Raw genomic sequence first — 12490 nt, forward strand, 5'->3', positions numbered from 1 at the left:
CCTTTTCTTTAGAAAATAGTGACCTTCCTGTTAAAAATATTACAGATTTACTGCAGGAATATATCACATTCCAACACACTCCATTCTAGAAAATCAGTGACCTTTATGATAAAATAGTCCCATGAAAATAAATACAGCTTTGGGTATTCTAGCAGGAAAAAGTTCCCAGTTCATTTTGAAAAAACTAGGACGTGGTACTACCCTGCCTGGAAAAATTGCCCTCAAATTCGATAAACATATTTTAGATAGTTTGGCTAAGGATTATGAAGTCGTTGTTGTGACAGGTACTAACGGTAAGACCCTGACCACCGCCCTGACAGTTGGCATCCTCCAAGAAGCCTTTGGAGAAATTACGACCAATACCAGCGGCGCCAATATGATTACAGGGATTACAGCCACCTTTTTATCTGCCAAGAAAAATAAAAATGGCAAGAAGATTGCCGTCTTGGAGATTGATGAAGCCAGTCTGGCCCGTGTCACCGACTTTATCAAGCCTAGCCTGATTGTCTTCACCAATATCTTCCGCGACCAAATGGACCGCTATGGTGAGATTTATACCACCTACCAGATGATTTTGGACGGGGCTGCCAAGGCACCTCAGGCAACCATTCTCGCCAATGGTGACAGCCCGCTTTTCAACTCGACCACCGTTATCAATCCAGTAAAATACTACGGTTTTGCGACGGACGAGCATGAGCCACGTCTGGCCCATTACAATACCGAAGGCGTTCTCTGCCCGCATTGCCACCAGATTATCCAGTACAAGCTCAATACCTACGCTAACTTGGGTAGCTATATCTGTAACAACTGTGGCTTTAGCCGACCTGAGCTGGACTACAAGTTAACAGAGTTGAAGGAAATTACTAATACTTCTTCTACCTTTGCCATTGACGGTCAGGATTACAAAATCAACATCGGTGGGCTTTACAATATCTACAATGCCCTAGCAGCTGTCAGCGTGGCAGAATTTTTCGGCGTATCTCCTGAGAAAATCAAGGCTGGTTTTGACAAGTCTAAGGCAGTCTTTGGTCGCCAAGAAACCTTTAAATTGGGCGATAAAGATTGTACTCTGGTCTTGATTAAAAATCCTGTCGGTGCAACCCAGGCTATTGAAATGATGAAACTGGCTCCTTACGATTTTAGCCTGTCCGTCCTTCTCAATGCCAACTACGCTGACGGAATTGATACCAGCTGGATTTGGGACGCCGACTTTGAACAAATCACTCAAATGGACATTCCACAAGTCTTTGCAGGCGGTGTTCGCTCGTCTGAAATTGCCCGTCGCCTCCGTGTGACTGGCTATCCAGAGGACCAGATTACTGAAACACCAAAACTGGAAGACATCATGACCTTGATTGAGCAGTCCAGCAGTCAGCATGCCTATATCCTCGCAACCTATACGGCTATGCTGGAATTCCGTGACTTGCTGGCTCAACGCCAAGCTGTTGGAAAGGAGATGAAATAATGGTCTATACGTCATTAAAAAGTCCTGAAAAAGACTACACTTATGATCTCCACATCGCTCACCTCTACGGTGATTTGATGAATACCTACGGTGACAATGGCAATATCCTCATGCTCAAGTATGTAGCTGAAAAGCTGGGGGCTCGTGTTCAGGTGGACATCGTTTCACTGACAGATGAATTTGATAAAAATTTCTACGACATCGCCTTTTTCGGCGGTGGACAGGACTATGAACAATCCATTCTAGCTAAGGATTTACCAACTAAAAAAGACAGCTTGGCAGACTTCATCGAAAATGACGGTGTCATGCTGGCTATCTGCGGTGGCTTCCAATTGCTCGGTCAATACTACATCGAAGCTGGCGGCCGCAAGATTGACGGTCTAGGTATCATGGGTCACTACACCCTCAACCAGACCAATAACCGTTACATCGGTGACATCAAAATTCACAATGATGAATTTAACGAAACCTACTATGGGTTTGAAAATCACCAAGGCCGTACCTTCCTAGCTGACAACCAAAAACCGCTGGGCAAGGTTGTCTATGGTAATGGTAACAACAAGGAAGACGGTGGCGAAGGCCTGCACTACAAAAACACCTTCGGCAGCTACTTCCACGGACCAATCCTGTCCCGCAATGCCAACCTAGCCTACCGCCTAGTCACTACTGCCCTCCGCAAAAAATACGGACAAGACATCCAACTTGCCAGCTACGCTGACATCCTCAGCAAAGAAGTCGCTGAAGAATACGGCGATGTAAAAAGCAAGGCAGAATTTGATACTCAATGAAAATCAGAATTAGACTAGGCGACGCAGATGCAGATAGAACTGAAGTTCATCAAATCAAGTCAACAACGTCTGACTTTGATTTTCGAAGAGTATGAGAAATAAAGCAAAACCGCTTCTGAAATCAGAGGCGGTTTCATTTTTTATATCGTTCCTACCAAAAGCACTCCCTCAACCGTAATCTCGGTCAACTGGCTCAAATCCAACTTGGACTGGTCCACTTGGAAAAAGAGGGGCGTCATGTCTGCCAAGACTTGGGCATGAGCGGCTGTAATCGGCAGGGTCCGGCTGACCAGCACTTGCTCCACCTGCCCCACGTAAGACCTGAAATGGTCCACGATATCCTGGTTATCATAGGCTTCCTTACGGAGTTGGTCTTTGGCCAAATGGCGGAGCTCCTTGAGGTGATTGGGTCCTGGGACCAGCTTGAGAATAGCCCCACCAGTTTTCAGTACTCTGGCAAACTCATGATAATTGGCTGGGGAAAAGATGTCCAAGATGCCGTCAATGGTCTTGTCTTGAATGGGCAACTTGGTCAAGTCACCGACAAACCACTTGACCGACTTGGTGCTGTCTGTCTTTGCTGCCAAGAGAATGGAATGCTTAGAAATATCAAAAGCAAGAATGTCCAAGTCCATTTTCTCGGCTAATTTGCGGGAATAAAAACCTTCCCCACAGCCGATGTCCAAGACAGACCGTAAGCCCAGCTCTGCTATTTTCCCCTCCAAAACCTCGTAGAGATGATCGTAATAGCCCGCCTCTAAAAAGGCCTGGCGATTTTCAAAGCTAGACTTGTGGTAGTTGGCGGACTGCTTGACCTGGGGTGCCAGATTGACATAGCCCTGCTTGGCAATGTCGAAGGTGTGGCGGTTGGGGCAGCGGAGGCTGTTGAGATCAAGACCAAGAGCCTGCCCACAATGTGGACAGGCGAAAAATTGGTCGCTATTAAGGAAACGTGGGTGTTTGGTCATTTTACTTATTTTCTTTTCTAAAGCGGTGCAGGGCTAGTCCTGATAGGAGCGTGGCAAGGGCTCCTGTAAAGACTAGCAAGTAGCCGACTGGGAGCAGGTAGAAGTTTTCGTGTAGAATGCCATTGGAATCGACATATTCGACGGAATTGGCCTTGATGATAAAGCAGACAAGGCCTAAGACCATGAGAAAGCTTCCGATAATGGTAATGGTCAGGTGCATCTGGGTACGGCGACCTTCGCGACCGTCCTTGACAAGTTTTTCTGTCATGTTGTTCATGTCAGTTCCTCCTAAGATAAGTTGATCTAGGGAGATTGAAAAGACAGAGGACATGAGAATCAAGAGTTCCAAGTCGGGTAGGTTTTTGTCATTTTCCCAGTTGGAAACAGCCTGCCGTGTCACATTTAGCTTGAGGGCAAACTGTTCCTGGGTCAAGCCTTCCTTCTTACGTAAGTCTTTGATTTGTTGTCCAAAGTTCATTTCATTCTCCTCACTAGGCCCTGTCTGGCAGGTCCTAACTTTATCTTAGCTCGTCGGTCGATGTTTGCCAAGAAAGTCTAACTTGCAATAGAACTTTTGACCGCAAGGTCATGTTGCAGCAGAGTTTTTCCCTCGCAAGACCTGCTTGCAGGCTTGATTTGATAGCGTTTCTGACAGACTGTCAACTCCCTGTCAACCTAGCCCATCTGCTCAGATAATGCTTCCCATTCTTCCATGAGGCTTTCTTGTTGGGCTGTCAGTTGGTCGATTTCTTTCTGGTAATCGGTCAGCTGGCCGATGTCGTTGGTTTCTAGCATGGCTTGGTTGAGCTCGCTCAGGCGGTTTTCGATGTTCTCAATTTCTGCCTCGATTTGCTCGATGCGGCGGGCCAATTTGCGTTGCTCTTTTTGGTTTTCCTTTTGGGCTTGGTAGTCCATAGCTCCGGCTGATTGGCTGGTACTTTCTAGCTGGTCAGGCTGGACTTCTACTTCCAGCTCTGCCTTTTTCTCCAGATAATAATCATAGTCGCCCAGATAGAGCGTGGAGCCAGTTTCCGAGATTTCCAGCACCTTAGTGGCGACGCGGTTGATGAAATAGCGGTCGTGGCTGACAAAGAGCAGGGTGCCGTCAAAGTCAATGAGGGCATTTTCCAGGACCTCCTTACTGTCGATGTCCAGGTGGTTGGTCGGCTCGTCAAGAATGAGGAAGTTGTTGTTTTCCATGGACAGCTTGGCCAAGAGCAGACGAGCTTTTTCCCCACCCGATAGCATGGACACGGACTTTTTGACATCATCTCCTGAGAAGAGAAAGGCTCCAAGGCGGTTGCGGATCTCCACTTCAGGCGTAGTCGGAAAGGCTGACCAGAGCTCCTCCAAGACTGTATTGGAAGGTGTTAGGGCTGACTGGGTCTGGTCGTAGTAACCCACTTCCACATTGGCACCTAGTTTGGCTTCCCCTTTGATAAATGGCAGAGCTCCGATGATTGATTTGAGCAGGGTAGTTTTTCCGATTCCATTCGGACCGACAATGGCAATGGCATCCAGCTTTCGTTGGTCAATGGAAATAGGCCGAGAGAGAATGTCTCCATCGTAACCCACCGCAGCATTTTCCACTGTCAAGACGATATTGCCAGAAGTCTTGTCCGACTGGAAAGTCATGTTGGCAGACTTCTGACCAGTTGTTGGCTTGTCCAGTCGCTCCATCTTTTCCAACTGCTTGCGTCTAGCCTGAGCACGCTTGGTGGTCGAAGCACGGACAATATTTTTCTGGACAAAGTCTTCTAGTTTGGCAATTTCCTTCTGCTGCTTTTCATAGTTTTGCAATTCCGTTTGCAACTTCTGCTCTTTGAGCTCGACAAACTGAGAATAATTGCCCACATAACGGTCCAAGGAATGCTTGGTCAAATCCAGTGTCAGTGTCGCCACCTTGTCCAAGAAATAGCGGTCATGGCTGACGATAATCAAGGCTCCCTTGTAATGCACGAGGTAGTTTTCCAGCCAGGCAATCGTGTCAATGTCCAGGTGGTTGGTCGGCTCGTCGAGGACCAAGAGTTCTGGGCTTTCAAGAAGCATTTTTGCCAGAGCAAGTCGAGTGTTTTGACCGCCAGAAAGTTCGGAGATTTTCATGTCCCACATGGTCTGGTCAAACTTAAAGCCGTTCAAAATAGCACGGATATCTGCCTCATAGTTAAAACCACCTGCCAGACGAAATTCTTCCGACAGACTATCGTAGGTCTTCATGAGCTGGTCGAGTTCATTACCAGACAAACTGCCCATTTGCTCTTCCATAGACCGCAGGCGTTTCTCCGTCATCCGCAGGTCATCAAAGACATGGAGCATTTCATCATAAATGGTATTTTCCGACTCAAAACGGCTGTCCTGTGCCAGATAAGAAAGGGACAAATCACGCTTGGTTGAAATGTCACCGCTGGTCGCAGCTTCTTCTCCGACAAGGATTTTGAGCAGAGTAGACTTGCCTGCTCCATTTTTTCCGACAAGGGCAATCCGATCTCGCTCGTCGACCTGAATGTTGATATTGTTAAATAAAACCTCGCCCGCAAAAGAGCGTTCAATCTTGTTTCCACTTAGAATAATCATAAAAATATTGTACCATAATTTAGGGTAACAGTGCGGAATCCTTTTTCTGATTTCAACAAAAAACAGCGACTTTACCGTCACTGTCCTTCTCACAAAATATTTAGACCAAACCGCTAAGCAATTCCTTATTCTGCCAGAGCAGGTAAAGACCACCGCCGATAATAATCAGCATGATGACAAACTTAATCAAGCCCTTGACAAAGCGGATGACCAGCATCAATATCATAGATACAATCAGCCATCCCCAAGCGGAAGAATTGAGTAAGGTTTGCATACTCTCTAGACTTGCACCTGTCCAGGCCTTGATAGGTTCGGGGATTTTATCAAACCAAGTACTATCTATACCGATTTGTTCCATAATCGAATGGCTGGTAGACTGCATCCATGCAAAAATCCCAGCATTATAGAGAAAGAGCAGAGCTTGCTCAGGATAACGTTTTATTGTGTTTGTAATTGTTCGAAGCATATTTTCTCCTCTATTCTGAATACAAGGCAATGACCGCATCAATATCTGCCTGCTGAATACCATGATTAGAACCTGCCGATTCCATAACGGAGGTCTGACTATCTTCATGATCTAGGCCAATAGCATGACCCAATTCATGCTCAGCTGTATGGATAATTCTATCCATATCATAGCCATATTGGTCGTTTAATAAATAAAAACTATTCAGACGCACCGTTACAGAGCTATAATAATTTGTCAATAAATTAGTCGTTGAATTGGCCTCGCCTGCTGCCTGAGTATTTCCATCATTCATCTCAGTAGCAATAATATCAGCCTGATTTGGATCACTTGTCATCACAAAAGTGAAGGCCCCTGTCGCATTCCAATTTGCAATGGCTGTTTCATAGGCAGCTACAAATGTTGGATTCTGGGTTTCAAGGTAAACAGTCGCAGTATTGCTTTCCCATCGACCATGATCGGCTGTATTAACCGTATCAGTAGTCAGGTGTTTAATGGTATTAACACCTTCTTCAATCGTCACTTCAGACTGCCCTTTGACCATCAATTGCACTTCTTGAGCTAGAGTTTGTAACATCTGAGGCGCTGCTTCCTGTTGAAAATAGAATAACAGACCTAGACCACAAGCAAATAACACCATTGATAACCAAATCAGACCCCAAAATGTCCGCCAAATCCACCATAGAATATTTCCAATAAGTTTCATAGACTATACCTCTTTCTAGAAATAGCTTTTAGTATAGCCATAATTTCTGAAACTTTTCTTAAAAACTAGGACAGTCTTTCTTCCAATTTGAAATCAATTGGCAACCAAGCCAATACTTTCTCAATCTGCTGATTCCAGTAGTACCACTCATGTTTACCAGGTCCGAAACTTGCCTCTATATCAAATCCCAGCTCTTTTAACTCCTCAACTGCCTTTTGATGCCCCTCAAAGAGAAAATCTTCCTCACCACACCAGGCATAAAATTTGGTCTTTTTATCGGATTGTTTAGCAATTTCTAACAAATTATTTGGATTCTGTTTATCAGAAATATCACCAAATACTCCTCGCCAATACGAAAGACTTCCCAATTCTGCTGCCGCTGGATTATCAAAATCAAAATACAATGCGCCTGAAAGCGAAGCTGCGTGTGAAAAACGATTGGTCATCATAGCAATCTTGAAGGTCCCATAACCACCCATAGACAAACCAGCGATAAAATTCTTCTCCCGCTTGTCAGACATATTTGGGAAAAATCGTTTGAGAATTTGAGGCAACTCTACTGCAATGGCATCATAATAATTCATGCCATAGGTGGTATTGGTATACCAGCCTTTATCTGTATTGACCATAACCACGATAAGATTGGTATAACGAACCAACCGTTCCACTGTAGAACGATTCAGCCAGGAATCCTGATTTCCTCCCATACCGTGCAAAAGGTATAGGACAGGAATGTCGTTGTCATCAGGATTTTCCACACGATTGCGATCTGGATATAAAACCGTAACCTGTCTAGACATATCTAGAGCTTCTGAGTGGTATTCAATTTTCATTATTGCCATAAATCTTCTCCTTATGGTAAAGAGCCTGAGTTTCCCTCGGCTCTTCTTATGTATATAAATCAGCTTACTTAACTTCCATAATTACCGGTAAAATAGCTGGGCGACGTTTGGTTTGGTCAAAGAGGAATTTTGCTAAATCATCGCGAACAGCACTCTTAAGCTCTGTCCAGTCAAAGCTATCCTTTGTAAAGTAATTTTCCACCGTTGTATTCACCAATTCTGATGCCTCACGCAAGATGTCCTTGCTCTTTTTCACGTAGACAAAACCACGAGTATTGACCTTGGCTTTAGAAATGATTTTTTTCTCACGGCGGTTGACAGTGATAGCCACGATAAAGATACCGTCTTCTGAGAGGATCTTACGGTCACGAAGGACGATATTTCCAACATCGCCCATGGCATTTCCGTCAATCATGACATCACCAGCAGGAACCGCTCCGCTATGGACAAAATCTCCCTCTTCAAAAGCCATGACATCCCCACGCTTAACGATGATAATGTTTTCTGGATACATACCGATTTCAAGCGCAGCCTTAGCGTGAGCATCCAATTGACGATACTCCCCTTGAACTGGGAAAAGATATTTAGGCTTCATGATGTTGAGCATGAGCTGCAAATCACGCGCATTCCCATGCCCAGATACGCGAAGATTCTTTGTGATAGATTTTACGGTACCACCAGCCTTGTAAATCAAGTTCTCCACACGAGCAACAACCGCTTCTTTTGAAATACTTGGAGTGGTAACAATATAAACTAGATCACCTTCTTTGATTTCAACGTAGCGATGTCTACCGATAGACATTTTACGCAATCCATTTAACGGCTCGCCCATACGACCAGTTTCTAAAATAATCAATTCATGGTCTTCATACTTGTTCATATCCTTTGGTTTTACCAACAGGCGTTCGCTGACCAAACGAAGTTTTTTCAATTGAATCGCTGTTCGGACAATGTTTTCCACATCATGTCCTGTCAATACGACACGACGACCAGTTGCTTCTGCCGCATCAAAAATCTGTTGAATACGTACAATATTGCTGGCAACTGCTGCCACAATAACACGCCCATCACAGTCAGCAATCGTATTGAGAATTTCCTCCCCAGCCTCATGCATGCTCGCTACTTGAACATTGCTATCTGCGTTAGCTGAGTCTGACAAGAGGGCCAACACACCTTCGTTACCGATTTCAGCCAATCGCCCAAAATCCGTACGATAAAACTTATCTGCCGCCTGGTCAAACTTAAAGTCACCTGTGTAGACAATATTTCCTTCATCCGTCTTAACGACAATTCCTAAACTCTCTGGAATAGAGTGGGTCGTCTGAAAGAAAGATACCACTGAATCCCCGAAATCAATTTCAGTGTCAGCATTGATAACATGGAAATCATTAAATTTCTTAGTAGCATTATTCCCCTTGACAAGTAGCTTAGCCAATTCGATAGTCAAGTGCGAACCAAATACTGGCACTTTCACTTTCTCCAAGAGATAAGGAAGCGCTCCGATAGCATCCGCATGCCCGTGAGATAAAAAGACCCCTGCTACACGGTGCTTATTTTCTTCCAAATAATCGAAATTAGGGACGACTACATCCACACCTAACTGTTCATTCTCAGGATACTTTGCCCCTGCATCCAAAACAAAAATATGTTCATTCACTTCGGCAATGTACAGGTTTTTTCCGTTTTCCCGCACACCTCCAAGGGCCATAATTTTAATTGTACTCATCTTTACTCCTTTTGGACATCCCACAGGTGTCCATTTTATTTTTCTTACCAACGGTCCTTGGGAATTCCAAGTCGAATTACAGTCTGCTATGTCGGAGCTCTATTTGCAAAAGACACACTTTGGTTCAACATTATATTCAACCATCAAAGCAACTTTTAAATAGAAATTCCTAAATAGCTATCGCTTCTATTATACATTTTTTCAAGAAAATTTACAAAAAACTCCGCTGAAAATCAACGAAGTTCTACATATACATTAGTAACCATGTCCCTTATGTTCCCACTTACCACCAACATTCCGCACTAAAATCCATTTCCAATCCGTATGAGTACTATTAGGTTCTAAGGTGGGCTCTGCCCCCTCAGCTGCTACCTTAAAAGACGAAGTTAGGATAATAGCTTCCTCTGCACCATAGTGCTCCGCCCACTCATCAAATTCCTTTTCATTATCACCACTATAACCGATAGTCAACAATTTACAACTTTTAAAATGGTGATCAAAGTAATCTTCAACTACAAGAATAGCCGCTTCAATCTCTTTTTCCGTATACAATTCTGATTGTTCCATCGGTTCAATCTCTGCCTGATAAGCTGCTCCTGTCCGACATCCTACCAAAAAGAGACAACACAACAGACTACAAATAGCTAAACATTTTCTCATCTTTGTTCCCCCAAGTCAACAATCGTTGCTGAAAAGCCAATCTCTTCGACGAAACGTAAAATATCCTCTGTCTTTACAAAAATTGTTTTCGTATTAACATTGGGGTGGAAGGTTAGAATGGGTTCAGAAAGGATTTCTTTATCAAAAAAGACTTGAATATCCTTATCAACATTATGTAACAAGCCAAAAACAGATACCACACCCGCAGGCAAGTGCATTTTTTCCATCAAGCTATCACTTGAGGCCATGCGAATGCGGTTGGCTCCCACCAAATCACAAAACTGGTCCATATCCAGCTGCTTCTGGTCATCCATGATTAGTAAATAAAATGCAGTCTTTTTCTTATTAGTCAGAAACATGGACTTGGTCCGTACTCCTTCTAACCCTTCAATGTAACGGTCTGCTTGCTCAGTTGTCAGAGCTGGTGGATGCTCTACAATGGTGTAGTCCATTCCTAAGTCAGCTAAGCTTTCAAAAACCAATTTATCCATGGCAGCACCTCTTGATATATTTAGTATATTATACTTCTTTTTAACTAAAAATTCAAAGGATAAGAAAAGCCTGGATTACTCCAGACTTTAGACCTGTATTCACAAGAGATGTGTTTGATATAAGATTCAGTTTTAGCCAAAACCAAACTTGGTTGGAGGTTGCGAACTATACACACAGGTTCTTAATCAAACAACTTATAATAATCTTCCAGTTTCATCTTGGATTTTTCTTCAGCCGTTTGGTCCTGAATAATCTGACCATTTTTCATGACAATCAAGCGATTACCGTGACGCAGCGCATCTTCCATCTGATGAGTGACCATGAGGGCCGTCATTCCCTTGGTCTCAATCAATTCGTCTGTTAACTGCATCAAGGATTGACTGGTTTTGGGGTCAAGGGCTGCGGTATGCTCATCCAAGAGCAGGAGTTCAGGCTGTTTCAAACTCGCCATCAACAAACTCAATGCCTGGCGTTGACCACCTGATAAGAGCCCTGCTGGCGTGTCCAGATGTTTTTCTAGACCATTTCCCACTCTCGGCAAAAGCTGGGTAAATTCTTCCGTCTGTTGGGCCAATCTGCGTGGCACTAAGCCCCGTCCCTCGCCACGATACTTAGCGATAAGCAGGTTTTCTGCCACCGTCATCCGCGGAGCTGTTCCCATTTTGGGATCTTGGAAAACACGTGCCAGATACTTGGCACGCTTTTCTGCAGGCCAATTGGTCACATCCTCACCAAGAATATAGACTGAACCACTGGTCAAGGGTAGGGTTCCAGCAATGACATTAAAGAGGGTTGACTTCCCAGCCCCATTTCCACCCAAAATAGTAATAAAATCACCCTGGTAGATGGTCAGATTGACATTGTCCAAAATCACACGTTCTTCATCAAAACCGTTTGTCACCACCTTGGTGGCATTTTTTAATTCAACAATTGCTTTCATCGTGAGAGACTGGCTCCTTTCAGAAGTTTATTTTTCAACTCAGGAACCATGAGGCAGACCGCCAAAATCATGGCTGAGAAGATACGGAGGTAGCTGGTATTGATACCGAAGGAAATAACCACCAAAATTAAGAACTGATAGAAAATCGCTCCGACAACAATTGCTAAGAATCGTTCTAACATAGTAAGGTTACCATAAATTACCTCACCGATAATCAGACTAGCCATACCGACTACAATGACACCAATGCCACGCGACACATCCGCATAGCCTTCTTGTTGTGCAATCAAGGCACCTGCAAGAGCGATGATCCCATTTGAAAGAACAAGACCTAGCAACTCCATTCGACTTGTATTGATACCAAAACTGCGTGCCATATCTGGATTATCCCCTGTTGCAATAAAGGCCTGTCCAAGGCGAGTATAGAGGAAGAACATCAAGGCACCAATCACCACCACTAGGCTACCTAGACCTAGCAAGAGACCATTAATTTGCTCAGAAAAAGGAAGGAAATCTTGTAAACGTTTGGTATTCAGTAATCCTAGATTTGCCCTACCCATGATAAATAGAATAACAGAGTGACAGGAAGACATGACCAAGATACCAGCCAGGAGAGTGGGAATTTTCCCCTTGGTATAAAGCAAGCCTGTGACAAAGCCCGCCAAACAGCCAACAAGAACTGCTGCTAGAGTAGCCAAGATAGGATGAACTCCTTGCGTCAATAAGGTAACAGCAACCGCTCCTCCAAGTGGGAAAGAGCCCTCTGTCGTCATATCAGGAAAATTCAGAATCCGAAAGGTAACGAATATTCCCAAACCTAGTACAGCCCATAAAAGAGCCTGTGAAACTGTTGATACAATCAT

At 44.1% G+C, this 12490-nt stretch carries 13 protein-coding genes; 2 read left to right on the forward strand and 11 right to left on the reverse strand.

Annotated elements, in window-relative coordinates:
• The first annotated feature begins 121 nt into the window (after nucleotides 1–121).
• Together murT and gatD are read left to right on the forward strand one after the other, a co-directional pair.
• Nucleotides 122–1465, forward strand: a complete 1344-nt coding sequence (murT, locus tag ODU46_RS00885) for a lipid II isoglutaminyl synthase subunit MurT (protein WP_105119403.1) — start codon at nucleotides 122–124, stop codon at nucleotides 1463–1465.
• Nucleotides 1465–2253 (forward strand): lipid II isoglutaminyl synthase subunit GatD, encoded by a 789-nt coding sequence (gene gatD / locus ODU46_RS00890; RefSeq protein WP_012027408.1) that lies wholly within the window; start codon nucleotides 1465–1467, stop codon nucleotides 2251–2253. Before murT ends, gatD begins: the two co-directional genes overlap by 1 nt.
• Nucleotides 2254–2393: 140 nt before the next feature.
• Here the strand turns inward: gatD and ODU46_RS00895 are convergent, their stop codons facing one another.
• From ODU46_RS00895 to ODU46_RS00945, 11 genes are all read right to left on the reverse strand, one after another.
• Nucleotides 2394–3221, reverse strand: coding sequence for a putative RNA methyltransferase (locus ODU46_RS00895; protein WP_105119402.1), 828 nt, complete (start codon nucleotides 3219–3221; stop codon nucleotides 2394–2396).
• 1 nt (nucleotide 3222) lies between these two features.
• Nucleotides 3223–3699, reverse strand: coding sequence for a DUF3955 domain-containing protein (locus ODU46_RS00900; protein WP_105119401.1), 477 nt, complete (start codon nucleotides 3697–3699; stop codon nucleotides 3223–3225).
• Nucleotides 3700–3896: 197 nt separating this feature from the next.
• On the reverse strand, nucleotides 3897–5795 hold the full coding sequence (locus ODU46_RS00905) for an ABC-F family ATP-binding cassette domain-containing protein (protein WP_398579079.1): 1899 nt from the start codon (nucleotides 5793–5795) through the stop codon (nucleotides 3897–3899).
• 100 nt (nucleotides 5796–5895) lie between these two features.
• Nucleotides 5896–6261, reverse strand: coding sequence for a hypothetical protein (locus ODU46_RS00910; protein WP_105105617.1), 366 nt, complete (start codon nucleotides 6259–6261; stop codon nucleotides 5896–5898).
• A 10-nt stretch (nucleotides 6262–6271) separates the two neighbouring features.
• Entirely contained in the window at nucleotides 6272–6967 is a 696-nt protein-coding gene (locus ODU46_RS00915; RefSeq protein ID WP_336372095.1) for a M57 family metalloprotease, read from the reverse strand.
• A gap of 65 nt (nucleotides 6968–7032) precedes the next feature.
• The gene (locus ODU46_RS00920; RefSeq protein ID WP_014638333.1) at nucleotides 7033–7809 is read right to left on the reverse strand and encodes an alpha/beta hydrolase family protein; all 777 of its coding nucleotides are present in this window, start codon (nucleotides 7807–7809) and stop codon (nucleotides 7033–7035) included.
• A gap of 64 nt (nucleotides 7810–7873) precedes the next feature.
• Nucleotides 7874–9535: a ribonuclease J gene (locus tag ODU46_RS00925; RefSeq protein WP_024406880.1), complete on the reverse strand. Its 1662-nt coding sequence runs from the start codon at nucleotides 9533–9535 to the stop codon at nucleotides 7874–7876.
• Between the two features lie 255 nt (nucleotides 9536–9790).
• Nucleotides 9791–10195: a hypothetical protein gene (locus tag ODU46_RS00930; RefSeq protein WP_014638335.1), complete on the reverse strand. Its 405-nt coding sequence runs from the start codon at nucleotides 10193–10195 to the stop codon at nucleotides 9791–9793.
• Nucleotides 10192–10686 carry a prolyl-tRNA synthetase associated domain-containing protein gene (locus ODU46_RS00935; RefSeq protein ID WP_398579081.1) on the reverse strand — a complete coding sequence of 165 codons (495 nt, stop codon included), beginning with the start codon at nucleotides 10684–10686 and terminating at the stop codon, nucleotides 10192–10194. The genes ODU46_RS00930 and ODU46_RS00935 overlap by 4 nt, the downstream gene beginning before the upstream one ends.
• 182 nt (nucleotides 10687–10868) lie before the next feature.
• A complete protein-coding gene (locus ODU46_RS00940; RefSeq protein ID WP_230333086.1) occupies nucleotides 10869–11627 on the reverse strand; it encodes an ABC transporter ATP-binding protein in 759 nt (252 codons plus the stop codon).
• A complete protein-coding gene (locus ODU46_RS00945; protein ID WP_230333088.1) occupies nucleotides 11624–12490 on the reverse strand; it encodes an ABC transporter permease in 867 nt (288 codons plus the stop codon). Before ODU46_RS00945 ends, ODU46_RS00940 begins: the two co-directional genes overlap by 4 nt.

It is taken from the genome of Streptococcus sp. 2020WUSS089 (assembly GCF_044427405.1).
GTDB classification, from domain to species: Bacteria; Bacillota; Bacilli; order Lactobacillales; family Streptococcaceae; genus Streptococcus; species Streptococcus hashimotonensis.

Excerpts from the sequence above, each read along its gene's own strand:
- murT (WP_105119403.1), top strand. The coding sequence starts at position 122 with ATGAAAATAAATACAGCTTTGGGTATTCTAGCAGGAAAAAGTTCCCAG.
- gatD (WP_012027408.1), top strand. The coding sequence starts at position 1,465 with ATGGTCTATACGTCATTAAAAAGTCCTGAAAAAGACTACACTTATGAT.
- ODU46_RS00895 (WP_105119402.1), bottom strand. The coding sequence starts at position 3,221 with ATGACCAAACACCCACGTTTCCTTAATAGCGACCAATTTTTCGCCTGT.
- ODU46_RS00900 (WP_105119401.1), bottom strand. The coding sequence starts at position 3,699 with ATGAACTTTGGACAACAAATCAAAGACTTACGTAAGAAGGAAGGCTTG.
- ODU46_RS00905 (WP_398579079.1), bottom strand. The coding sequence starts at position 5,795 with ATGATTATTCTAAGTGGAAACAAGATTGAACGCTCTTTTGCGGGCGAG.
- ODU46_RS00910 (WP_105105617.1), bottom strand. The coding sequence starts at position 6,261 with ATGCTTCGAACAATTACAAACACAATAAAACGTTATCCTGAGCAAGCT.
- ODU46_RS00915 (WP_336372095.1), bottom strand. The coding sequence starts at position 6,967 with ATGAAACTTATTGGAAATATTCTATGGTGGATTTGGCGGACATTTTGG.
- ODU46_RS00920 (WP_014638333.1), bottom strand. The coding sequence starts at position 7,809 with ATGGCAATAATGAAAATTGAATACCACTCAGAAGCTCTAGATATGTCT.
- ODU46_RS00925 (WP_024406880.1), bottom strand. The coding sequence starts at position 9,535 with ATGAGTACAATTAAAATTATGGCCCTTGGAGGTGTGCGGGAAAACGGA.
- ODU46_RS00930 (WP_014638335.1), bottom strand. The coding sequence starts at position 10,195 with ATGAGAAAATGTTTAGCTATTTGTAGTCTGTTGTGTTGTCTCTTTTTG.
- ODU46_RS00935 (WP_398579081.1), bottom strand. The coding sequence starts at position 10,686 with ATGGATAAATTGGTTTTTGAAAGCTTAGCTGACTTAGGAATGGACTAC.
- ODU46_RS00940 (WP_230333086.1), bottom strand. The coding sequence starts at position 11,627 with ATGAAAGCAATTGTTGAATTAAAAAATGCCACCAAGGTGGTGACAAAC.
- ODU46_RS00945 (WP_230333088.1), bottom strand. The coding sequence starts at position 12,490 with ATGATTGTATCAACAGTTTCACAGGCTCTTTTATGGGCTGTACTAGGT.